General features: G+C 64.4%; 23 protein-coding genes. 11 read left to right on the top strand and 12 right to left on the bottom strand.

Going from position 1 to position 22,615, the window contains the following annotated elements; genetic code table 11:
* Nucleotides 1-84: 84 nt before the first annotated feature.
* Nucleotides 85-978 carry an ATP-grasp domain-containing protein gene (locus tag ACXAJV_RS00955; RefSeq protein WP_475080881.1) on the bottom strand — a complete coding sequence of 298 codons (894 nt, stop codon included), beginning with the start codon at nucleotides 976-978 and terminating at the stop codon, nucleotides 85-87.
* A gap of 111 nt (nucleotides 979-1,089) precedes the next feature.
* Here ACXAJV_RS00955 and ACXAJV_RS00950 point away from each other — a divergent pair, with 111 nt between their 5' ends.
* From ACXAJV_RS00950 to hslV, 3 genes are all read left to right on the top strand, one after another.
* On the top strand, nucleotides 1,090-2,097 hold the full coding sequence (locus ACXAJV_RS00950) for an adenosine kinase (RefSeq protein ID WP_475080878.1): 1,008 nt from the start codon (nucleotides 1,090-1,092) through the stop codon (nucleotides 2,095-2,097).
* Nucleotides 2,098-2,267: 170 nt separating this feature from the next.
* A complete protein-coding gene (locus tag ACXAJV_RS00945) occupies nucleotides 2,268-4,361 on the top strand; it encodes a putative bifunctional diguanylate cyclase/phosphodiesterase (RefSeq protein WP_475080876.1) in 2,094 nt (697 codons plus the stop codon).
* A gap of 306 nt (nucleotides 4,362-4,667) precedes the next feature.
* On the top strand, nucleotides 4,668-5,234 hold the full coding sequence (gene hslV, locus ACXAJV_RS00940) for an ATP-dependent protease subunit HslV (protein WP_475080874.1): 567 nt from the start codon (nucleotides 4,668-4,670) through the stop codon (nucleotides 5,232-5,234).
* Between the two features lie 204 nt (nucleotides 5,235-5,438).
* On the opposite strand, the gene ACXAJV_RS00935 is transcribed toward hslV, so the two are convergent.
* Complete coding sequence (locus tag ACXAJV_RS00935) at nucleotides 5,439-6,701, bottom strand: retropepsin-like aspartic protease (protein ID WP_475080872.1); 1,263 nt, start codon at nucleotides 6,699-6,701, stop codon at nucleotides 5,439-5,441.
* A gap of 407 nt (nucleotides 6,702-7,108) precedes the next feature.
* Here ACXAJV_RS00935 and ACXAJV_RS00930 point away from each other — a divergent pair, with 407 nt between their 5' ends.
* Nucleotides 7,109-7,312 (top strand): hypothetical protein, encoded by a 204-nt coding sequence (locus tag ACXAJV_RS00930; protein ID WP_475080870.1) that lies wholly within the window; start codon nucleotides 7,109-7,111, stop codon nucleotides 7,310-7,312.
* Between the two features lie 226 nt (nucleotides 7,313-7,538).
* On the top strand, nucleotides 7,539-7,883 hold the full coding sequence (locus tag ACXAJV_RS00925; RefSeq protein WP_475080868.1) for a hypothetical protein: 345 nt from the start codon (nucleotides 7,539-7,541) through the stop codon (nucleotides 7,881-7,883).
* 367 nt (nucleotides 7,884-8,250) lie between these two features.
* On the opposite strand, the gene ACXAJV_RS00920 is transcribed toward ACXAJV_RS00925, so the two are convergent.
* Nucleotides 8,251-8,670, bottom strand: a complete 420-nt coding sequence (locus ACXAJV_RS00920) for a VOC family protein (RefSeq protein ID WP_475080866.1) — start codon at nucleotides 8,668-8,670, stop codon at nucleotides 8,251-8,253.
* Nucleotides 8,671-8,751: 81 nt separating this feature from the next.
* On the opposite strand from ACXAJV_RS00920, the gene hslU reads away from it, so the two are divergent.
* Nucleotides 8,752-10,059 carry an ATP-dependent protease ATPase subunit HslU gene (gene hslU / locus ACXAJV_RS00915; protein ID WP_475080864.1) on the top strand — a complete coding sequence of 436 codons (1,308 nt, stop codon included), beginning with the start codon at nucleotides 8,752-8,754 and terminating at the stop codon, nucleotides 10,057-10,059.
* On the opposite strand, the gene ACXAJV_RS00910 is transcribed toward hslU, so the two are convergent.
* From ACXAJV_RS00910 to ACXAJV_RS00900, 3 genes are all read right to left on the bottom strand, one after another.
* Nucleotides 10,049-10,477, bottom strand: a complete 429-nt coding sequence (locus ACXAJV_RS00910) for a Smr/MutS family protein (RefSeq protein ID WP_475080862.1) — start codon at nucleotides 10,475-10,477, stop codon at nucleotides 10,049-10,051. The two genes, hslU and ACXAJV_RS00910, sit on opposite strands and share 11 nt — an antisense overlap.
* Nucleotides 10,478-10,657: 180 nt before the next feature.
* A complete protein-coding gene (mltA, locus tag ACXAJV_RS00905; RefSeq protein WP_475080860.1) occupies nucleotides 10,658-11,791 on the bottom strand; it encodes a murein transglycosylase A in 1,134 nt (377 codons plus the stop codon).
* Between the two features lie 103 nt (nucleotides 11,792-11,894).
* Nucleotides 11,895-12,524: a Tim44/TimA family putative adaptor protein gene (locus ACXAJV_RS00900; protein WP_475080858.1), complete on the bottom strand. Its 630-nt coding sequence runs from the start codon at nucleotides 12,522-12,524 to the stop codon at nucleotides 11,895-11,897.
* A gap of 202 nt (nucleotides 12,525-12,726) precedes the next feature.
* Here ACXAJV_RS00900 and secB point away from each other — a divergent pair, with 202 nt between their 5' ends.
* Nucleotides 12,727-13,260, top strand: a complete 534-nt coding sequence (gene secB / locus ACXAJV_RS00895) for a protein-export chaperone SecB (RefSeq protein ID WP_475080856.1) — start codon at nucleotides 12,727-12,729, stop codon at nucleotides 13,258-13,260.
* Between the two features lie 10 nt (nucleotides 13,261-13,270).
* Here the strand turns inward: secB and dnaQ are convergent, their stop codons facing one another.
* Genes dnaQ through ACXAJV_RS00870 form a run of 5 tightly spaced genes read right to left on the bottom strand, consistent with a single transcriptional unit; the run spans nucleotide 13,271 to nucleotide 16,884 of the window.
* Nucleotides 13,271-13,963 carry a DNA polymerase III subunit epsilon gene (dnaQ, locus tag ACXAJV_RS00890; RefSeq protein ID WP_475080854.1) on the bottom strand — a complete coding sequence of 231 codons (693 nt, stop codon included), beginning with the start codon at nucleotides 13,961-13,963 and terminating at the stop codon, nucleotides 13,271-13,273.
* 53 nt (nucleotides 13,964-14,016) lie between these two features.
* Nucleotides 14,017-14,610 carry a dephospho-CoA kinase gene (gene coaE / locus ACXAJV_RS00885; RefSeq protein ID WP_475080852.1) on the bottom strand — a complete coding sequence of 198 codons (594 nt, stop codon included), beginning with the start codon at nucleotides 14,608-14,610 and terminating at the stop codon, nucleotides 14,017-14,019.
* A complete protein-coding gene (gene aroE, locus ACXAJV_RS00880) occupies nucleotides 14,607-15,458 on the bottom strand; it encodes a shikimate dehydrogenase (RefSeq protein WP_475080850.1) in 852 nt (283 codons plus the stop codon). Before aroE ends, coaE begins: the two co-directional genes overlap by 4 nt.
* Nucleotides 15,455-16,045, bottom strand: coding sequence for a Maf family protein (locus tag ACXAJV_RS00875; RefSeq protein ID WP_475080848.1), 591 nt, complete (start codon nucleotides 16,043-16,045; stop codon nucleotides 15,455-15,457). The genes aroE and ACXAJV_RS00875 overlap by 4 nt, the downstream gene beginning before the upstream one ends.
* Nucleotides 16,042-16,884 (bottom strand): pyruvate, water dikinase regulatory protein, encoded by an 843-nt coding sequence (locus ACXAJV_RS00870; RefSeq protein WP_475080846.1) that lies wholly within the window; start codon nucleotides 16,882-16,884, stop codon nucleotides 16,042-16,044. The genes ACXAJV_RS00875 and ACXAJV_RS00870 overlap by 4 nt, the downstream gene beginning before the upstream one ends.
* A 456-nt stretch (nucleotides 16,885-17,340) precedes the next feature.
* Here ACXAJV_RS00870 and hemE point away from each other — a divergent pair, with 456 nt between their 5' ends.
* From hemE to rho, 4 genes are all read left to right on the top strand, one after another.
* Nucleotides 17,341-18,378 carry a uroporphyrinogen decarboxylase gene (gene hemE / locus ACXAJV_RS00865; RefSeq protein ID WP_475080844.1) on the top strand — a complete coding sequence of 346 codons (1,038 nt, stop codon included), beginning with the start codon at nucleotides 17,341-17,343 and terminating at the stop codon, nucleotides 18,376-18,378.
* 14 nt (nucleotides 18,379-18,392) lie between these two features.
* Nucleotides 18,393-19,445, top strand: a complete 1,053-nt coding sequence (gene hemH, locus ACXAJV_RS00860; RefSeq protein ID WP_475080842.1) for a ferrochelatase — start codon at nucleotides 18,393-18,395, stop codon at nucleotides 19,443-19,445.
* The gene (locus ACXAJV_RS00855; RefSeq protein WP_475080840.1) at nucleotides 19,442-19,900 is read left to right on the top strand and encodes a CopD family protein; all 459 of its coding nucleotides are present in this window, start codon (nucleotides 19,442-19,444) and stop codon (nucleotides 19,898-19,900) included. The genes hemH and ACXAJV_RS00855 overlap by 4 nt, the downstream gene beginning before the upstream one ends.
* Nucleotides 19,901-20,129: 229 nt before the next feature.
* Complete coding sequence (rho, locus tag ACXAJV_RS00850) at nucleotides 20,130-21,434, top strand: transcription termination factor Rho (RefSeq protein WP_475080838.1); 1,305 nt, start codon at nucleotides 20,130-20,132, stop codon at nucleotides 21,432-21,434.
* A 201-nt stretch (nucleotides 21,435-21,635) separates the two neighbouring features.
* Here rho and ACXAJV_RS00845 read toward each other — a convergent pair whose 3' ends face one another.
* Nucleotides 21,636-22,613 carry a quinone oxidoreductase family protein gene (locus ACXAJV_RS00845; RefSeq protein WP_475080836.1) on the bottom strand — a complete coding sequence of 326 codons (978 nt, stop codon included), beginning with the start codon at nucleotides 22,611-22,613 and terminating at the stop codon, nucleotides 21,636-21,638.
* Between the last annotated feature and the right edge of the window lie 2 nt (nucleotides 22,614-22,615).

The raw sequence follows: 22,615 nt of genomic DNA, 5'->3' as shown, positions 1-22,615 counted from the left end.
GGGCGCGGCTTTATACGCAGTCGATGGCGAAGTCGTGACACCAACGTACGCGAGCGCCTGCGCGTTCCCCGGACCGCCGCTTTTCTAGGCCGGCACGGCCAGCATCCGCCCCAGCGCGCGGGCCAGGGTCTCGCCCATTTGCGGGCCCTGTTCGGGATAGAGATAGGGTTCGATCAGCTCGATCTCGATCAGCGCCAGCCGGCCATCGAGCCCGCGCAGCATGTCGACCCGCGCATAGAGCGGCTCGCCCTCGATACAGTCGAGCACCGAACGGGCCAGCGCCAGCTCGTCTTCGCCGGGCACATGGACTTCCTCGCGGCCGCCATATTCCGACTGCACGCGGTAATCGCCGCTCGCCGGGATTTTCCGGGCACAGTGCGAGAACTCGCCGCCAAAGAAGAGGAAGGCATATTCACCCTCCTCGGCGACGGCCGGCAGGAAGGGCTGGATCATGCAGTCCGCCGGCGGCAGGGCCTCGGCGGCCGGGACGGGCTCGCCCTTGCGGATCCGGGCCTGGCGCCAGGCGCCGGCCCCCAGGACCGGTTTCACCACGATATCGTCGCAGTCCAGCGTCTCGAAGGCTGCCGTGATCGTGTCCGCCGTGGCGCGCTCGGCCCAGACGGTCGGGATCATCGGGGCGCCGCGTTCGGCGAGGTCTTTGAGATAGGTCTTGCGGCTGTTCCAGCGCACCATGGGCAGCGGGTTGAACAGGCGCGTGACCGCGGCAATCGCCTCCAGCTTCGCCATGAAGGCGTCCGGCTTTTCCATATAGTCCCAGCAGGTGCCGATCATGACGCCGTCGAAAGCGGCCGGGTCGAAGTCCGGATCGTCCCAGATCACCGGTACGAGGTCGAAACCGGCGGCGGCGCAAGCCGGCTGCAGCGCGGCAATCTCGAGCTCGTACTCGAAACAGTCGGCGCGGGCGGCGGGATTGTCGCGGAACATGCAAGCCGCGGTCAGAAAGGCGATACGGGTCATGGCGCTGGCTTTAGCAGAGCGGTACCGGGTCGCAAGCCTTGTTCTCGCGCGGCGCTGCGGTTAGGTGTCACGGACGAACCCGCTGTCTTTCAGCCACTGAACGGATTTTCCATGTCCCAAGCCCGTTTTGACGTGCTCGCCGTCGGCAATGCCATTGTCGACGTTCTCTCGCCGGCCAGCGATGATTTTCTCGCCGCCGAGGGCATCGCCAAGAATGCCATGACACTGATCGACGAGGACCGGGCGCGTTCGCTCTATGCGCGCATGCAGCCGGGCAAGGAAGCCTCCGGCGGATCCGCCGCCAACACCGTTGCCGGTGTCGCCTCGCTGGGCGGCAAGGCGGCCTATATCGGCAAGGTGGCCGGTGACCAGCTGGGCGAAATCTTCACCCACGACATCCGCACAATCGGCGTGCATTTCGACACGCCGGCCCTGCAGGACGGTCCGGCCACCGCGCGTTGCCTGATCAATGTCACCCCGGATGCGGCGCGCTCGATGTGCACCTTCCTGGGCGCCGCTGCCCTGGTGACGGAAGACGATGTCGAGGCCGGCGCCGAGGCGCTCAAGGCCGCCGAGATCATCTATCTGGAAGGCTATCTCTTCGATCGCGAAGAGGCCAAGCGCGCCTATGTCGCCGCCGCTGAAATGGCCGCCGCTGCCAATCGCCGCACCGCGCTGACCCTGTCCGACGTGTTCTGCGTCGACCGGCACCGCGCCTCCTTCCGCCATCTCGTGGCCAACCATATCGACATCCTGCTGGCCAATGAGGCCGAGCTGCTGGCGCTTTACGAGACCGAGGATTTCGACACCGCCCTCAAGGCCGTGCGTCAGGATGTGGCGATTGCCGCAGTGACCCGTTCGGAAAAGGGTGCTGTCATCGCTGCCGGCGAGGAGACCGTCACGGTTGCGGCCGAACCGGTTTCGCAACTCGTCGACACGACGGGCGCGGGCGATCTGTTCGCCGCAGGCTTCCTTCTGGGCATCGCCCAGGGCCGGCCACTGGCCGAAGCGGGCAAAATGGGGGCGATTTCCGCCGCCGAGATCATCTCCCACTACGGCGCGCGTCCCGACTGCAGTCTGAAAGACCTCGCCGAAGAGGCCGGAATCGCCTTCGAGTAAAGGCGGTTCCGGTATTCGACTAAAAACTTAACGAAAAAACTCCGGCATTTTAACCACAATTCAAGTGCTTGGTGTCACCGTGATCCTTGAGAACGGGTGAGAAGGTCTTCTTGCCTGCGTATTTGGTGGTGAAAACGCGTTCCGGAACCGGAGCGCGCTCAGGGGTAGACATGGCACCCATCCGCAAAGCGGTGTCGCGGGTAATGCGTTCGCTGGTGATGAAATTCACGCTCCTCACCGGCGCTCTTATCTTCGCGACCACACTCATGCTGATGACGCTGGAGAGCATTTCCGCGCAACGGGAAACACGTAACCTGCTGATCGACCGCTCTGTAGCTTCGCTGCAGACCACGGCGAGCCGGCTGGCCAACGCAGTGTCCGAGAATAATAACGGTTTCGTCGACCTGTATGTCGAGGAACTGATCGCCTCGCTCGGCGCGCAGGAAATGTACGTCCTCAACAATCGCCGCGAAGTGCTCGGCGAAGCCTATGACGACGATCGCGAACAGGGCCGCCTGCGCGCCGCCGACATGGCCGTCATGGCCTTGGGCGCCGGCGATCTGCGCTATTCCGTGCATGACGGTTTCCTGGAAATGGCTGCGCCCGTCTATACGGCCGAACGCCGACTGGTCGGTGTTGTCTATGCCAAGCGCGAACTTGTCGAACTGATCGCCTCGCGCAATGCAGCCATCCAGCGCCAGACGCTGATCGCGCTGTTCGCCCTGGGGATTTTCCTGCCGCTGGCCGCCCTCATTGTCGGCCGCGCCCTCAAGCCGGTGCAGACGCTGACCGATGCGGCGCGCCTTGCCTCGTCGAAAAATCTCGACATGCGGATCAATGTGAAGACCGGCGACGAGCTGGAAGTGCTCGCCAATGCCTTCAATCGCATGTTTGCGCGCCTGGACGGTAATCTCAAACGCATCCACCGGCTGGCCTATGTCGACCTGGTGACCGAGCTGCCCAATCGCGAGCGCTTCCGCAAGGAAACCGAACGCATGGCCCGCAAGGCGCTGGAAGAGGGCACGTCCGGTGCCGTTCTTTTCCTCGATCTCGACCGCTTCAAGCGCGTCAATGACAGTCTGGGTATCGGCGAGGGCGACCGCCTGCTGGAAATGGTCGCGCGCCGGCTGTCGGAAGTGACCCGTGGCTGTGACATGGCTTCCGGCGGCGGCGAGGAATCCTCGATGGTCGCCCGTCTCGGCGGCGATGAATTCACCGTTCTGCTGCCGCAGATTGCCGACAGCGCCGATGCGGCCCGCATTGCCAACAAGCTGGTCGACGCGATCCGCATGCCGTTCGAGATTTCCGGCCACCACGTCTTCCTGGGCGTGTCGATCGGCGTCGCCGTCTTCCCGCAGGACGGGGCCGACCCGGAAACCCTGATGCGCCATGCCGACCTGGCGATGGCCCACGCCAAACGCGCCGGCGGTTCGGCCGCGCAATTCTTCGAACCGGCGATGAACCAGTCCGCCTTCGAGCGCCTGGTGCTGGAAAACGAGCTGCGCGACGCCGTGCAGCAAGACCAGCTGGTCGTCTACTACCAGCCCAAAGTCCTGATGAAGGACGGCACGTGTGCCGGGGCCGAAGCGCTGGTGCGCTGGCAGCATCCGACGGCAGGCCTGCTGTCGCCGGGCGCCTTCATCGAGGCGGCCGAGGAATGCGGCCTGATCGGCGAGATCGGCGACTGGGTGCTGCGTGCCGCCTGCCGCGAAGCCGCCTCATGGCGCGCCCGCGGGCTGGAAATGCCGGTCGCGGTCAATGTCTCGGCCATGCAGTTCGAACGCGAGGGTTTCTCCGACTCCGTGCTTGACGCGCTGCAGGCCGCCGATCTGCCGCCGCACCTGCTGGAGCTGGAGCTCACCGAATCGATCGCGATGGAAAACCCGGAACGGGTGATCGAACAGGTGCAGCCGCTGCGTGATCGCGGTGTCAGCTTCGCCATTGACGATTTCGGTACGGGCCACTCCTCCCTGTCCTACCTGACGCGCATGCCGTTCGACGTGTTCAAGATCGACCAGTCCTTCGTGCGAGACATGGCGACCGACCCGCACGCCCGCATCGTCGTCGAGACGATTCTGGCCATGGCCAAGTCGCTGAAACTGGAAACCGTCGCGGAAGGCGTGGAAACCGCCGAGCAGATGAACATGCTGCGCGTCCAGGGTGCCACCCTGGCCCAGGGCTTCCTGTTCGGCCGGCCGATGCCGGGTGCCGATCTGGTGGAATTTGCCACCGATTCCAGCAGCGACTGCGCCGTCAACGAATAGCCGCGCCCGGCGTCCGGGGCGCCCGATACGGCAAAGCCTGCTTGTCATCCCGGATGGATGCCCGGCCTTGTGCCGGGCGCAAGTCCGGGACCCATGGGCACGGTGCGTCTCCAGACAAATATCGGTCCCGGCAACGCGCCTGCTTCCGGCCAGCCGCGGCGTCTATAGGTCCCGGCCCTGCGCCCCGCCTGCGCGGGGCATTCGGCTGGGATGACAATTGCGGTTGGTTTCAGCAGACCCCGGGGGTTGATCCTGCCCGTCGCGTCGGCCACATCCTGTTCTCATCCTGATTGCGGAGAGACCGTCATGACTTCCCCGACCGACTATGCCGATGCCAGCCAGTGGCGGGGCACCACGATTGTCGCGGTCCGCAAGGCCGGCAAGCTGGTGGTCGCCGGCGACGGCCAGGTGTCGATCGGGCCGACCGTGATGAAGGGCAATGCCCGCAAGGTGCGCCGCCTGGCCGGCGGTAATGTCGTGGCCGGTTTCGCTGGCGCCACGGCCGACGCCTTCGCCCTGTTCGAACGCCTGGAAGCCAAGCTGGAACAATATCCCGGCCAGCTCGCCCGCGCCTGCGTCGAGCTCGCCAAGGACTGGCGCACCGACCGCTATCTGCGCCGTCTGGAAGCCATGCTGATCGTCGGCGACAGCGTGGAAACCTACCTGCTGACCGGCGCCGGCGATGTGCTGGAACCGGAAGACGGCATCGTCGCTGTCGGCTCCGGTGGCAATTACGCCCTCTCGGCCGCCCGGGCCCTGTTCGACTACGAAGACGACCCGGAAGTCATCGCCCGCAAATCCATGGCCATCGCCGCCCGCATCTGCGTCTACACGAATGAAAACCTGACGGTAGAAGTGCTGGGCAGCGATTAAGGGGTGTTCCCGCCTTTCCTCCCCATTTCATGGGGAGGTGGATCGCCGCAAAGCGGCGAGACGGAGGGGCGCCGCGTAGCGGCGGAATGGCAGCGACTAGTGCCACCGCCTCCCGGCGCTTGCGCGCCGGCCCCTTCGACCCGCGGCTGATGCCGCGGCCCACTTCCCCACATCGTGGGGAAGAAAAGGAAGGCCCCCAACCCCTCACCGCACCGGCGGCACTTCGATCACCATCGCTTCGCCGCCGCGATCCACCGTCAGCGCGCCGCCATCGGCCTCGCTGTACTCGCCCATCAGCCAGTGCACGTCCCCGCAGCCGTCACTGCGCAACGCGCGCCCGTCGATCGCCATCACCCGGTCGCCCAGGCGCAGGCCGGCTTCGTCCGCCGGCGAGCCCTCGAACAGCTGCACCACCTCGACACCCTCTCCGGCAAAGGCCAGGGCAAAGCCCGGCTCGACCCGGTCCGGCGCCGGCGCGTCGCGCGGGGACAGGGTGAAGGCCGCGCCGGGATAGTCCAGCGTGACGATGAAACGATCCGTCATTCCCGCACCCACCAGGCTGGGCGGCGCGGTGCGCGTGGTCGCGCGCACAGGGCCGGGCGAGGTCTCGCCGATACGGAAATCCTCGAGCGTGAAACGCACCAGTTCGCGGTTTTCTGACCGCCCGCCCGCGCTTTCGCCTTCACTGCCCTGACCGGTAACCACCGATCCGCGCATGATGTGCGACCGCGCCGGACGACTGTCCGCAACCTGGTTGAACAGCACCACCTCTTCCTCGCTGCCGGTATCGAACAGCGCCTTGTCGGCGATCTCGCCCAGCGCATAGTCGAGCACGGGCGCGTGCGGATAGCCGAAATCATGAAGAGGGGCAGACAGAACCGTCTCCAGCGGCGCCAGCGCCGCCGCGCTTTCCGCGATCTCCAGCCGGCCGGCCTCTGCGTCGATCCGCCAGGCGCTGCCGGGCAGGATTTCCGATCCGATCACCCCGCCATCGATCAGGCAGGCCCCGGTCGCCAGGCCGGAAAAATCATGGATCAGCACCGGCACCCGGGTGAAGGTGACATCGCCCAGGGTCAGCCGGTCGATGATCGCGAAATCCATGGTGACCGGCGTGCCATTGGCATCGCGGCCGGTATTCCGGCCGACAATTTCCAGCCCCAGCGCATCGGCAAGCTGGCGCGACAGGATGGTCGGCGAACCGGTATCGAAGATGAATTCATGCGTCTCGCCGTTCACCGACGCGTCGAGATAGAATTTCCGCACCCGCGTCTCGACCGGCACGCCGGAGACCGGCGCCGGGCGCTCGATCCCCACAGGGACCGACAGCAGGGCCTGCAGGTCGTCCTGCTGCGCAAAAGCCGGTGAAGGGGCTGGAAGGGTTACGGCCAGCACACCGGTGAGCACCGGTAGGGCCAGTCGGACAAATGAAAATCGCCGGGTGAAGGGCGTCGGGCATGGTCTGGTCATGGGTCATCTCCCCGTCAAGGAAACACCCGCATCGACCCATCCCCCGATGTGCCTGTGGGCACTCTAGCCGCGGCGAATTGCGCAGGCCACAAGCAATGCAGAAGCAGAACCACTCTTCCCCGCCCTGTGCCGGGGCCTGGAACGGGGTCCAGGGAAAGTGGAGCCTGGTGGTTGCGGCAGGCGCCTCCTCTCCCCGGCCGGGGAGAGGAATCAAAGGTGAGGGGCGGCCGCGACAGCGGCCACTCAGAGACTCTTTGCGGCGCTGGCGCGCGGCCCCTCATCCGCCGCTTCGCGGCACCTTCTCCCCGGTGGGGGAGAAGCGCCAGCCACCCTCATTCATACCGTCTTCATTCCGGGCCGGGCAGGTCTATGCCGTGACGTTCGGGGACAGTCCGCCGGTCAGCGGGATGACCGTGGTCTATACATTCCATGCCGGTTCCGCGATCTCCTCCGAGCCCCCGCGCGGGCCGGACGGGTTTGACGGCTATGGCGAGCCGGGCGGTAGCGGCCGCTGGCATGCCAGCGGCTTCGTCGAGATCGCGGGCAATGGCGTGGACGGCCTGTCCGATGCGCCGCCGTTCGGGACCGACCCGTCCTATCATCTGCAATAGCTGGCCGCGGGGTCCGACCAGGCCCTGTGCAAGGAATGGCCGCAGATCGCCGTGGGCGAGAGCGCCGATCCGCAATCCCTGTGCTGGATCACCAACCCCGATGTCACCGCCGTGGAGCGGCGGCAGTAGGAGGCGGTCCGGGGCACTGCGGGTGGAGAAGCGGGGACGGACACTCATTCCCGCTTTGGCACTCGTACTCTTCAGCCTTCCCTTCTATCCTGACACCATGAAACGCGTACTCGTCGCAGCCGGGTGGCTTGCCTTCGTGTTACTCCTCGTCGGCAGTCTGATCGGCTTTCCTATTCTCGCAGCGGCGTCCCGGTCCGGTTTGCAGGGCTGCGGCGACGTCGAAGCCGAGGTGAAAGACGTTGCCGGTGGCCCGAGGACGCGCCGATACGGCGTGCCTACGACCCGCCGGCTTTACCGCGCGGAGAGCGTGGGCGGCGGCTATTTTCTGTTCTCGGCCGAGGCTGGTGCCTTCGAGACGGGCGACCGCGTCCTGCTGGCGCGCAGCTGCAATGCGGATGGCGAGGTGATGGTTCGGGCCAGTCTGCGAGGGCGCCTGGAATAGAAGCGAATTTCGGCAGAGGGGGCGGTGCCTGCCCATCCCTTCCATGCCTTCTTGCTAGCAAGGGTTTCATGCCCGCCCCTGCGCCGGCCGGGCCTGCCCCCGCGCGCACAATGCTTTCCCCGGACCTCGTTCCGGGGAAGTGGCGCTTTTGCTTCAAACACAACAGCGTGTCATCCCGGCCACCCGCATACGCGGGCGCTGGTTTCTGCCCCGCGCAGACGGGGCGCAAGTCCGGGACCCATAATCCCGGTGCCCATCCAGCTGTCGCGGACATCGCGCCTGCTACGCGGCACAACGAGCGTATGGGTCCCGGCCCTCCGGCCTGCCTCCGCAGGCCATGCGACCGGGATGACAAGAGGAACGGGCCCTACGCCGCGAAAATCTGGTCTTCGTTTCGGAAGGTCTTGAATTCCAGATTGTTTCCAGCCGGATCGCGGACGAAGAATGTGCCCTGTTCGCCCGGCTGACCTTCGAAGCGGACATAGGGTTCGATGACGAATTCGAAGCCGGCATCGCGGAATTTTCCGGCCAGGCTTTCCCAGTCTGACCAGTCCAGCAAAAGACCGAAATGGCGGCATGGAACCTGGTGACCGTCGACATCACCGGTCGGGGCGGGGGTGCATTCATCCGGCGCGTAGTGAGCGACGATCTGATGGCCATAGAGGTCGAAATCGACCCAGTTCTCGGCCGAACGGCCTTCCGGACACCCGAGCAGACCACCATAGAAACGGCGCGCCTCGGCAATATCGTTGACAGGAAAAGCCAGGTGGAAACGGGGACGGCTCATGGGCGTTCTGCCTTTCGGGACTGGTTTCAGACCATGGCCCTGATTACATCATGCTGACCAACAGGCAACGCAAAGCTATCGATGACCGATTTTTCTCCCCGCGAAATTGTCTCCGAACTCGACCGCCATATCGTCGGCCAGTCCGACGCGAAGAAGGCCGTGGCCATCGCGCTGCGCAATCGCTGGCGACGGCGGCAGCTGGACGAGACACTCGCCGAGGAAGTCACGCCGAAGAATATCCTGATGATCGGGCCGACCGGTGTCGGCAAGACAGAGATCTCCCGCCGCCTGGCCAAACTGGCCGGGGCGCCCTTCATCAAGGTGGAAGCCACCAAGTTCACCGAGGTCGGCTATGTCGGCCGCGATGTCGACCAGATCGCCCGCGACCTGGTTGAAATCGCCATTTCCCTGGTACGCGAGAAAAAGCGCGAGGAAGTGAAGGCGCGCGCCCATACGGCTGCCGAGAACCGCGTTCTCGAAGCGCTGGTCGGTCCGGGGGCGTCCGAGAGCACGAAGGACAGTTTCCGCAAGCGTCTGCGCGCCGGCGAACTGGACGACAAGGATGTCGAGATCCAGCTGTCCGAGACGTCCTCGCCCATGCAGATGCTGGACATTCCGGGCATGCCCTCGGGCGGGGCCGGCGTGCTCAATCTGGGCGAGCTTTTCGGCAAGGGCTTCCCGAAGAAGACCAAGACCGTGCGCATGAAGGTGAAGGACGCCTATGAGCCGCTGATCGAGGAAGAGGCCGACAACCTGCTCGACGACGCCCAGATCACCGCCGAGGCGATCCGGCTGGCCGAGAATGACGGCATCGTCTTCCTCGACGAGATCGACAAGATCGCCGCGCGTTCCGACGCCCGCGGCGGCGATGTCTCCCGCGAGGGCGTGCAGCGCGATCTTCTGCCGCTGATCGAAGGCACGACGGTGACCACCAAGCACGGCGCCATCAAGACCGACCACATCCTGTTCATCGCCTCGGGCGCCTTCCACGTCGCCAAACCCTCGGACATGCTGCCTGAATTGCAGGGCCGCCTGCCGATCCGGGTCGAATTGTCCGCGCTCACCGAGGCCGATTTCATCCGCATCCTCACCGAACCGGAAGCCAATCTGATCACGCAGTACACCGCGCTGATGGGTACGGAAGGCGTGACGCTGGACTTCACCGAAGATGCCGTGAAGGCGCTGGCCAAGCTGGCCGCCGACGTCAATTCCACCGTCGAGAATATCGGCGCACGGCGGCTGCAGACCGTGATGGAAAAACTGGTGGAGGAGGTCTCCTTCACCGCCTCCGACCGCTCCGGCGAAACGATCACGATCGACGAGGCCTATGTCGCCAAACATGTCGGCGAACTCGCCAGGAATGCCGATCTGTCGAAGTTTATTCTTTAGGTTTGACCCGCAGCGTCACGTAGAAGGCCCCGCCGCCGCCATGGCGGATATGGGCGGGCGCTATTCCTGACACCTGCTGACGAAATTCCGGACTGCCCAGCCATTCCGGTAGTTTGCGGCGCAGGACGCCGGGTTCCTCGACATAATCCCAGGGCTCGGCATCGCGCTCGCGCGTCTTCAGCCCCTTGCCGGTAATGACCAGCACGGTGCGATATCCCCCCCTGTGGGCCATCGTGATAAAATGGCGCAGCGAGGACAGGGCCTGGTCCTGGGTCAGCCCGTGCAGGTCGAGCCGGGCATCGATCTCCACCCGGCCCCGGCGCACACGTTTCTCCGTCGAGCGGTCGTGCGGGACGGGCGGGTGATGGGTGGCCGGATCGCGATAGGCATGACGCTGCGGCAGCGGCTTATCCGGCATCCGGGCGGAAACGTCTCCGGACGAGGCATCAATGTTACGCGAAGGGGGGTCCAATGAGGGCTCTTCGTCACGCTCAAGTGACTGCTTTTTGGCATCATCGAGCGGCGTGACCGAACGCGCCACTTTCCGCCAGAGCGCGCGCTCCTCGGGCCGTATCGTCCGCTTGCCCTTCACCCCCGGTCACGCAGGCTCACGGTCAGCGAAGAGGCGTGCAACCACCGTGTGCGGCAACAGCATTACCCAGTCCGCCTGCGCCCGCGTCGAGCCGGCCCGGCGCTCTGCGGCCTCACCCCATCCCCAGAAAAAATCCACCCGCAACGGACCCGTAATTGCGCCGCCGGTATCCTGCGTCACGACCAGGCCGGACCAGGGACCCAGCTCGGGCAGGTCGGCACTCAGCCAGACCGGCACGCCATAGGCGTGCTGGGACGGGTCGACCGCGATCGAGGCCATCGGCGTCAGCGGCACGCCGGCCGAGCCGGACGGACCGATGGCCGGATCGTCCAGTCTCTGGGTCTGGAAGAAGACATAGCGCGGATTGACCGCGAAGAGCTCGGCTGTGGCCTGTGGACCGTTCTCCTCCAACCAGGCCTCGATCCCGGCCTTCGACGCCGCATGCGCCTCCAGCGCGCCCCGCTCGATCAGTTCGCGGCCGATCGAGCGGTAGGGCAGACCGTTATGGGCAGCAAAGGCAGCCCGTTCCTGATGACCGTCGGGCCAGACCAGCCGGCCGGAGCCCTGGATCTGCAGAAAGAAGACATCGGCCGGACGGCCCCAGGCGAAAATCTCGCCGGCATCCTGGCGTTCGATCTCGCCGCGATCCTTGTAGAGCACCAGCTCGCCGCCACGCACCTCGCCGACGATGCGCCGGCCGGCCAGGGCCGGATCGAACCGGCCCAGATCGACGGTGACAAGATCGTCCGGACGGCGGCGCAAGGGCTGGGTAGACCCATCCCCGGGCTCCGGGCGGACATGGACGAAAGGCTCGTAATAACCCGTCATCATGCCGGTTTGCGCCTCGGTCCCGCTCTCCGGCTCGACTGCGACAACGCGCACCGGCGTGAACACGGCCTCGAAGACCGGCTGTAGCGGCGCCGCTCCCGGCTCCACCGCATCGAGCTGGGTGCAGGCCTCGCGCCAGTCGGCGACCGTTCCGGCCCAGCGGGCCCGTTCGCTCAGCGCCGCAGCCCCTTCACGCACCCGCAGGCGTTCACAACTGCGCAGAAAGGCCGATTGCGCGTCGGCGAGATCGGCCTCTGCCCAGCCGGACAGCCCGTCCCAGCTGGCGGGCAGGAATTCAAGCGTATCAGGCAAGGGCGCCGGCGGTTCTTCCGGCTGTGGCGCGGGTTCAGGCTCCGGCTGGCATGCGATCAGCAGCAGACAACCGGCCGCGATCGTCCAGGGTGCGTGCCGGCGTCTAAGCCGAGGCGACACGGGTCAGCACCCAGTTCGGATTGCTGTCGTCCGTGCGGCGCTGGAAGACCCAGTCCTCATGCACCGTCGAGAGACGATTGAAGTCACCGGCGACGGACTTGCCATTGGCATCCAGGGTCTCGGTCGCGATCTCGGCATCGAAATGGACCTTGATCATCGCGACATGATCGGTGTGGTCCGCCTCGGTGATCTCGGCCGAACGGATCCGCTCGATCTCCGTGCGCACGGTCTCGCCCTTCGTCTCACGCTTGGCAATGGCCGCCTCGTATCGATCATAGACGGCCGGTGCGAGCAGCGGTTTGAGCGCTTCGCGATCGCCCCGCGCAAAGGCCTCAACAATCATTTCATAGGCGGCGCGAGCGCCTTCCAGAAAACGCGCCGGGTCGAAGCCGGTATCAGCGGCGGCAATGGCTTCCAGACCCGCAGCGGCCGGTCCCTCGAAGGCCGGGCGCAGATGTGTCGCGCTATCCGACGCCAGATCCTTGCGGGTTTCGACATCCCGGGGGGCAGGCGCTTCCATATGGCCTTCGCGCCGTCCGAGCACTGAATACAGGCGGATAGCGAAGAAAACGGCGATGGCACCGAAGATAAGGGTCGAGAGGAGTTCGATCATCAAGGTCCGCCAGACAGGGCAAGCAAAGGGTCCAGCTTCTAGATATAGGCCGGATTGGCGGTCACGTCAGCCTCTGCGCTGTGGTGCTGCCAGCTTGCCGCAGACAGGCCCGCATGTTAACGGGCCCGCCTTGTTTCAGTACGGCCCTGTTGAGGGGTCCGACATTCACCTTGCCCGAACCGGGGCTCATCCGGGGACTTCCATGACCGACGCACCGTCCATGCCGACCGACAATCAGACACCCGCCCAGCCGCAACTTCGCGTGCTGGCGCAGTATGTGAAGGACCTGTCCTTCGAGAATCCCGGCGCTCCGGACACGCTGCGTCCGGGTCAGCCGGCCCCCGGCATCGACCTCTCGATCGACGTACGCGCCCGCAGTGTCGGCGACGATACGTTTGAAGTTCTTCTGGTGATCAACGCACGCGCGACCCGCAAATCCGAAGCCGGTGAAGACAGCGTCGTCTTCATCGCCGAGCTGTCCTATGGCGGCCTGTTCCAGATGGCCAATATCCCGGACGCCGAGCGCGAGCCCTTCCTGCTGATCGAATGCCCGCGCATGATCTTCCCCTATGCGCGCCGCATCCTCGCCGACACCACGCGCGACGGTAATTTCCCGCCGCTGATGCTGGATCCGGTGGATTTCGCCAGCCTCTATCGCCAGCAGCTGGCCAAGCGTGCCGCCGCCGTTCCGGGCGCCGACACCAATGGCAATGGCGATCCGGCCGCGTCGAACTGACGCGAGACCGCTAGACGTTCGACAGACGTTTCCAGAGCGCGTCGTCACCCAGCTCGTCGATAAAGGCGGCATGGGCGGCGCGCTCTGCGTCGGACACGCGCGAGACCAGCGGCTGCGGCCGCGGTGTCCGCGCGGGAAACGCCACCTTGCCGTCCGCCGAGGCATGCCGGCCCGACAAGTCGAGCGCGCGGGTGCGACCACCCGTCAGCTCCAGATAGACTTCCGCCAGGAGCAGGGCGTCGATCAGGGCGCCGTGCTTGTCACGCGTGTCAAGCGAGATCTCGAACCGCTTGCACAGCGCATCCAGCGAGACATAGGAACCGGGAAACTTGGCGCGGGCAATGCGGGCCGTGTCCTTGAACCGGTCTTCCGGATAGATGGGATGGCCAAGCCGGGCGAGCTCCATATTGATGAAGCCGCGGTCGAAGGGCGCATTGTGCGCGACCAGGACGGCGTCACCGACGAAGGCCAGGAAGTCCTCGGCGATCTCCTCGAACAGCGGCTTGTCGGCGAGGAATTCCGCCGTCAGTCCCGTGATCTCGATCACTTCCTTGGGGATGGAGCGCTGCGGATTGACATAGGCGTGATAGGTCTTGCCCGTCGGGATGCAGTCGATCACCTCGACGCAGCCCAGCTCGGTCACCCGGTCGCCGGTATTGGGATCAAGACCCGTGGTTTCCGTGTCGAAGACGATTTCGCGCATATCCGCCCCTGGACCTCTCTGGCTGTCGGCCGCTCGCCCGCCGGCCGGAATGTCTAGCTGGCGCGCAAGGCCGCGATGATCTTGCCAACCTGCTGACGTGCATCGTCGAAACCGCCCGATGTTTCAACGGTATAATCTGCTTTTTCCAGCTTCACCGAATCAGGTGTCTGCCGCGCGATTATGGCCGCCAGCTTGTCTTCCGTCATGCCGGGCCGCTGCAGCACGCGTTCGCGGCGGACATGAAGCGGTGCATGCACGGCAATCACCGCATCAACATGTTCATGACCGCCGGTCTCGAAGAGCAGCGGCACATCGAGGATGACGATATCGGCGCCATCGTTTCTCGCTGCATCGAGAAAATGCTGCCGGGCTTCGGCGACGAGAGGGTGCACAATGGCCTCCAGCCGGGCAAAACCGTCCGGATTCTCGTTCAGCTGCCGGGAAAGGCGCGCCCGGTCGATCGAGCCGTCTTCGGCCAGCGAGCCGGGAAAAGCGGCTTCGACGGGCCCGACCGCTGCGCCACCGGCATCATAGAGCGCATGCACGCAGGCATCGGAATCGAAGACCGGGATACCGGCCTCGCGGAACAGCCTGGCTGTCGCCGATTTTCCCATGCCGATCGAGCCTGTCAGACCGATGATTTTCATGGGCGGGCTCCCAGGGCTTCAAGCAGGACAGGACGAACCGGCGGATCGGCCGGCGCATCCTTGCCGAAGAAGGCCCGGAAGCTGGGCCGGGCCTGGCCAATCAGCATGTCCAGCCCGTCAATGGTTTTCAGACCAGTCTGCCTTGCCCCGGCGAGAAACCCAGTGACAAGCGGTGTGTAGACACTGTCGAAGACGATCGCGCCGGTCCGCGCCATCGCCCAGTCCATGACGAGATCGTTGTCGCCCTTCAGGCCAAGCGCCGTCGCATTGACGACGATGTCGGCCCTTGCAAGTGCCGCGTCGCGATCTTCCCAAGGGACAATGCCGGCATCGGGGGCAAGTTCAGCCGCCAGCGCCCGGGCCCGGTCGGCAGTCCGGTTGGAAAGGAGCAGATTCTTGACACCCGATGTCACCAGCGCATGGACCAGCGCCCGCGCCGCGCCGCCCGCACCGAGCACCAGGGCGGTTGATTGATGATAGGCGGGTTTTGCGGGTTCTAGGGCACTGAGAAAACCCTTGGCATCGGAATTGTCGGCCAGAATGCCGTCAGGATGAAATGTCAGGAGGTTGGCGGCACCGATGGCCTTCGCGGCCGGTGTTGCCCGGTCGGCCAGTGCGAGGGCGGCTTCCTTGTGCGGCAGGGTGACATTGAGCCCGCTTGCCTGGGTATGGGCCAGCCCGCGCACAAAAGCCTCGAAACCTGAAGGCGGCACGGCAAACGGCAAGTAGGCGGCGTCCAGTCCGAGCGTGCGGATCCAGCGTCCCATCAACCGGGGCGACAGCGAGTGCGCGACCGGGTCGCCCGCCACGCCGGCAAAGACCGCGCGGCCTGTCAGCCCGTCCATCATGCCGGGATCACGTCGAATTCGCGCAGCGCATCCAGGAGCGGCAGGAGCGGCAGGCCGAGAATGGCGTAGTAATCGCCCTCGATCTTCTCGAACAATTGCGCGCCCAGACCTTCGAACGCATAGGCACCGACACTGGCAGTCAGGGCAAAGCCGGCGCGCTCGAGATAGTCATCGAGAAACGCGTCGGAAAAGGCGCGTACATGCAGGGTGGAGGATTGCTGGTGCTGCCAGACGCATTCACCGCCGCGATAAAGCGCCAGGCCGGAATGCAGCTGATGCGACCGGCCGCGCATCGCCATAAGACGATCGCGTGCCAGGGCGGCATCCGGCAATTTGTCGAGCAGGGCACCATCGAGTTCCATCGTCTGGTCAGCACCCAGAACGAGGGCACGCCGCCGGCCACGCGACACCGCTTCGGCCTTGGCTTTGCCCAGAACCAGTGCCATCTCGGCCGGCGAAAGCTCGCAGCGCTCATTCTTGATCACCCCCTCGTCGACATCGGGTTTTTCGACCGAGAAATCGATGCCCGCATTGTCGAGGATCTGGCGGCGGATCTGGCTGCCGGACGCGAGGACGAAGTCAGTCATGATTTGGCTGTACGCTTTTCGTTGACGAGATTGATGATCTTGGCGGCCGTTTCCTCGATCGACCGGCGGGTCACATCGATGGTCGGCCATTTGTGCTTGGCGTAGAGCCGCTTGGCATAAAGGATTTCGTCGCGTACCGCGAAGTCGTCGATATAGTCGGTATCGCGATCCTCGTTCAGGCTCAGCAGGCGGTTGCGGCGGATCTGCACGATACGCTCCGGCGAGGCAGTCAGGCCGACAACCAGCGGATTGCGCAGTTTGAAGATCGCCTCGGGCAGGGGCACGTCCTTGACCAGCGGGATATTCGCCGCGCGATAGCCGCGATGGGCGAGATAGACGCTCGTGGGTGTTTTCGAAGTGCGGCTGACGCCCAGCAGCACGATATCGGCCGCTTCATAATCATCGCCCTGGCCATCATCATGCGCCATTGTGTAGTTGAGCGCGTCGATACGGCGGAAATATTCGGCGTCCAGCGAGCGCTGGGCACCGGCACGGCTGGCGACAGGCCGGCCAAGATAGGTGCTCAGCGTGGCGAGCATCGGATCGAGGACGGCGATGGCCGGCACGCCGAGTTCGGCACAGCGTGTTTCCAGCTCCCGGCGCAGGTCGGCATTGACGATGGTGTACATCACCACGCCGGGATAGGCCTCAACCTCCTCGAACACGCGTTCCATCTGCCGCGAGGAACGCACCAGGGCATACAAATGCTCCAGAGGATGCGTGCCCTCGAACTGTGCGACTGAGGCGCGCATAACCTCCATCAACGTCTCACCGGTTGAATCCGACACCATATGAATGTGGAAACAGGTTTCGAAATGTGTGGATGGCGGAACGGTCATCGCGCGTTTTTGCCCCTCGATCGCGTTTACGATCTGTTAACAAATTGGGAAAACCGGCCTCGTTCTGGCCATCCGCTTCCCGCCCTGTGAGTAGTACCGGGTGTTACCCGGCAGAACCAACACCTCTTTCCACACGCCGAACGCTGTGAACAAGCCTGTTCATGAATATCTACAATTCACAGGGTGGATCGGGTTTTCGACACGATACTCTTTCAGGATACGTCTTCAATATATTGTTTTTTATAATATAATTTCTGTTTTCAAGCCCACTTTTTCGGTCGGGATGTGGATATCTCGCCGGGGACAGCGATATCCGGCAAAACGGTATCGCCGTATTCGCCCACACGATTCACCGCCCTACAATCACATCAATTCAATTAAATGGTTTTGGGAGGGAAAAGGGGCTGGTGAAAAGGACGCATTGATCGAAAGCGCGCAGATGCCTAATCAGACGGTATGACACTGATCTCGAAAAAGCCGATGCTCGCCGTCCTCGCCGGAGAGACGCAGACCCCGCCTCCGGTCTGGCTGATGCGCCAGGCCGGCCGGTATCTCGACGAGTACAGGGAGGTTCGCTCCCGGGCAAAGAACTTCATCGATTTCTGTTTCTCGCCCGATCTGGCGGCCGAAGTGACTCTGCAGCCGATCCGCCGGTTCGGTTTTGATGCAGCAATCCTGTTTGCCGACATTCTGCTGATCCCGATCGCGTTGGGCCGCAAGGTCTGGTTCGTCACCGGCGAAGGTCCCAAGCTGGAAGCCTTCGATCCGCTGGCGTTCGAGACGCTGACGCCGGAGCGTGCCCGCGAGGTGCTGGCACCGGTCGGCGAAACGCTGCGCCGGGTTGCGCCTGAACTTCCCGAAGAGACAACGCTGATCGGTTTCGCCGGGGCACCCTGGACCGTCGCAACCTACATGGTCGAGGGCGGCGGGTCGAAGGACCGGTTTTCCGCCCGCGTTGCGGCCTGGCAGCATCCGGAAGCCTTCGACGGGATGCTGGACCGGATCGCCGACGCGACGGCGGAATACCTGGTGATGCAGGCCGAGGCCGGTGCCGAGGTGCTGAAGATTTTCGACAGTTGGGCGGAAGGCCTGCCGGAACCCCTGTTCGAGCGCGTCGTGATCCGGCCGACGAGGCGGATTGTCGACAAGGTGCGCGCTGCAGGTGTGACGGTGCCGATCATCGGTTTTCCGCGGGGGGCCGGGGCCTTCTACGCCCGTTATGCCCGCGAGACCGGCATTACGGCCGTGGCGCTGGATACGGGCATGGATCCAGCCTGGGCGCAGTCCATGCTGCCCGAGGGCATGCCGGTTCAGGGCCATCTCGACCCGGCGGCGCTGCGCGCGGGCGGTGCGGCCTTGCGCAGTGAAACGCAGCGTTTGCTGGATAGCTGGTCAGGACGGCCCCATATCTTCAACCTGGGTCACGGCATTACGCCCGATGTCCCGGTCGCGCATGTCCATGAATTGCTGGCGTGCATCCGGGAGCGGGCCTGAAACAGGAGAGCGCCATGGGTGATGCGCGCCGCAAGCTGGCTGTTGTGCTGTTCAATCTGGGCGGTCCGGACGGTCCGGACGATGTTCGTCCCTTCCTGCGTAATCTCTTCCGCGACCCGGCGATTATCCGTGCGCCTGGGCTGATCCGCGAAGCGCTGGCGCTGCTGATCTCCACGACGCGAGCGAAGGAAGCAAAAGCCAATTACGCCAAGATGGGCGGCGGTTCGCCCCTCCTGCCGGAAACCCGCAAGCAGGCCGAAGCGCTGAAGGCAGAGCTGGAGACGGTTTTCCCCGATCACGAGATCGGTGTTTGGCCGGCGATGCGCTACTGGCATCCGCTGACCGAGGATGTGGCGGAGGAAGTCTCGGCCTGGTCGCCGGATGAATGCGTGCTGCTGCCGCTTTATCCGCAATTTTCCACGACGACGACGGCGAGTTCTCTGAGGCGCTGGCGCGAGGCGGGCGGTCCGGAAACCCGCACGGTGTGCTGCTATCCTACTGAACCGGCTTTTGTGGATGCGCACGCGGCGCTCATCCGCAAGACCTGGGAAAAGGCGGGCCGGCCGGACAATGTCCGTCTGCTGTTCTCGGCCCACGGCCTGCCGAAGAAGGTCATCGAGGACGGCGATCCCTATCAGTGGCAGGTCGAACAGACGGTCGAGGCCGTGATGCGCCAGATGCCGGAGTTCCCGGACTGGCAGGTGTGTTATCAAAGCCGGGTCGGACCGCTGGAATGGATCGGTCCGTCGACCGAAGAGGCGATTGAGGGTGCTGCGAAGGACGGCCGGAACATTCTTCTCAGTCCGATCGCCTTTGTCTCCGAGCATATCGAGACGCTGGTCGAGCTCGACGAGGAATATGGCGATCTGGCCCGCGAGCACGGTGTGACATCCTATGTCCGTGTGCCGGCGTTGGGTCTGGATGCTGTTTTTATTGAATCCCTGGCGACATTGGTGAAGTCTGCCCTGGCGGGGGCGCCCGGTCCGCGATGCGATACGGGCGGGCGGATCTGTCCGGTAAATTGGTCCGGATGTCCCTGCCGGAGCGGGGAATTGGAAACAGTATGATCCTGGCGGCGGCGTATGACTGGTTGCGGGCCCTTCACATCCTGGCGGTAATCGCCTGGATGGCGGCGATGCTCTATTTGCCGCGGCTTTTCGTCTATCACTGCGGCGCCCAGCCGGGCGGCGAGCTGGACGAGACGCTGAAAATCCAGGAACGCCGTCTGCTCAAGGGCATCATGAACCCGGCCATGGGTGCGACCTGGCTGTTCGGCCTGCTTCTGGTCTGGTCGAATGCCGAGCGGGCGGGCGGCTGGACGATCTTCCTGCACTGGGCCTGGATGGCCAAGTTTGCACTCGTGCTGGCGATGTCGGCGATGCACGGTGTCTATTCCAAACGGGCCCGCCTGTTTGCCGAAGGCACGAATGACTGGTCGGACAAGCGCTATCGCATGCTCAATGAAGTGCCCTTCCTGCTCGCCTTCTTGATTGTGCCGATCGCGGTGGTGGCGCTGAAATAGCGGACCGCCCCGCGCTTGTGCTTGACGGGGATGGCAAGGCGTGGCAAGGCTTTGCGTAACTCCTCTTATGGATCCTTTCTTTGCGTGGCGCAGGACATTGGTCCGACGACGCGCCAGCCCATTCCACATGTCACAGGTCGTTTCCGGGTAGCCGGCACACCTATTGTTTGAACGCGACAACTCCCGGTCCCGGGATGGTCGCCCGTAATGTCTGATAGATAGACCCATCATGACCGACGAAACTTCCCTGCCCGCCCCGCTCGAAGGCCTGGAGCGGATGACCCTGCAGGATCTCAAGGAAAAGAAGCCGACCGAACTCCTGCAGTTCGCCGAGGCCCTGGAGATCGAGAACGCCTCGGCTCTGCGCAAGCAGGGCATGATGTTCGCCATCCTCAAGGCGCTGGCTGAACGCGGTGTCGAAATCCACGGCGGCGGGGTTATGGAAGTCCTCCAGGATGGGTTCGGCTTCCTGCGCTCGCCGGAATCCAACTATCTGGCCGGTCCCGACGACATCTATGTCTCGCCGACCCAGATCCGCAAATTCGGCCTGCGCACCGGCGATACGGTCGAGGGCGAGATTCGCAGCCCGCGCGACGGCGAGCGCTATTTCGCGCTGCTCAAAGTCTCCTCGATCAATTTCCAGGATCCCGAAAGCGCCCGCCACAAGGTGCATTTCGACAATCTGACGCCGCTCTACCCCGAGAGCCGCTTCGAGATGGAGTCGCAGGATCCGACGGTGAAGGATCGCTCGGGCCGGGTGATCGATATCGTCGCCCCGCTTGGCAAGGGCCAGCGCGGCCTGATCGTCGCGCCGCCGCGGACCGGTAAAACCGTCCTGCTGCAGAACATCGCCCACTCCATCGAGAATAACCATCCGGACTGCTATCTCATGGTGCTGCTCATCGACGAGCGCCCGGAGGAGGTGACCGACATGCAGCGCACGGTGAAGGGCGAGGTGATCGCCTCCACCTTCGACGAGCCGGCAACGCGTCACGTCCAGGTCTCCGAAATGGTGATCGAGAAGGCCAAGCGCCTGGTCGAACATGGGCGCGATGTGGTTATCCTGCTGGACTCGATCACGCGTCTGGGCCGCGCTTACAACACCGTCGTTCCGTCCTCGGGCAAGGTGCTGACCGGCGGTGTCGACGCCAACGCCCTGCAGCGGCCCAAGCGCTTCTTCGGTGCCGCGCGGAATATCGAGAATGGCGGCTCGCTGACCATCATCGCCACGGCGCTGATCGATACCGGTTCGCGCATGGACGAAGTGATCTTCGAAGAGTTCAAGGGTACGGGTAACTCGGAAATCGTGCTGGACCGCAAGGTCGCCGACAAGCGCGTCTTCCCGGCCATCGACATCCTCAAGTCCGGCACCCGGAAAGAGGAACTCCTCGTCGACCGCAGCCAGCTGCAGAAAATGTACGTGCTGCGCCGCATCCTCAATCCGATGGGCGCCCAGGACGCGATCGAGTTCCTGCTCGACAAGCTGCGTCAGACCAAGACCAATGACGAATTCTTCGACTCGATGAATACGTAGGTCTGAATCGCCAACGTTTGTCATCCCGGATGGATGCCCCGCGCAGGCGGGGCGCAAGTCCGGGACCCATAATCCCGGTGTTCATTCAGCTGGCGCGGATATCGAGCCCGCTTCCGGCCAACGGCGGCGCGTATGGGTCCCGGCTCTCCAGCCCGCCTGTACGGGCTATCCGGCCGGGATGACAATAGTGTCCCGGTTTTCCTACGGCACCAGCACACTCGCACCCGTCGTCCGCCGTCCCTCCAGGTCCTCATGCGCCTTTTGGGCGTCGGCCAGGGCATAGCGCTGGTTGATGTCGATCGAGATGGCGCTGCGGGCGACGGCGTCGAAGACATCGGCGGTGTTCGCGGCGAGATCATCGTCTGACGCCACATAATGCATCAGCGAAGGCCGGGTGACATAGAGCGAGCCCTTCTGGGTGAGGATGCCCAGATTGACGCCGGTCACCGGTCCGGACGCGTTCCCGAAGGTCGCGAGAAGACCGCGCGGTGCCAGACAGTCCAGCGACATCTCGAACGTATCCTTGCCGACACCGTCATAGACGACCGGCACGCCGCGGCCGCCGGTGATCTCGCGGACGCGCTTGACGACATTCTCGCGGGAATAATTGATCACATGCGCCGCGCCCTTCTGCCGCGCGATCTCGCATTTCTCGTCGCTGCCGGCGGTACCGATCAGCGCAACGCCCATGTCGGCCGCCCACTGGCAGGCGATCTGGCCGACCCCGCCGGCGGCGGCATGGAAGAGGATCGTGTCGCCGGTCTTGAGCGCATAAGTGTCCTTGAAGAGATAGCGCACCGTCATGCCCTTCAGCATGAGGGCTGCGGCCTGTTCGTCGCTGACACTATCGGGGATTCTGGCAACCCGCCCGGCCGGCAGGATATGAGCCTGGGAATAGGCGCCGATGGGCCCCGATCCATAGGCGACCCGGTCGCCTTCCTTCAGCGTTGTCACGCCGTCGCCGACGGCCTCGACGATGCCGGCGGCTTCCAGGCCGATCCCGCTGGGCAGGGGCAGGGGGTAGAGACCGGAGCGATGATAGGTATCGATGAAATTCACGCCGATGGCCGTGTGCCGGACCCGGATCTGACCCGGTCGCGGATCGGCGAGATCGACAGTGTCCAGACGCATCACGTCTGGTCCGCCGGTCTCGTGAATGCGGATCGCCTGGATGCTCATTG

Source organism: Maricaulis sp. ABE4_448 (genome assembly GCF_056160825.1).
The sequence above is the reverse complement of the archived record's forward strand: the minus strand, read 5'-3'. Positions and strand labels throughout refer to the sequence as shown.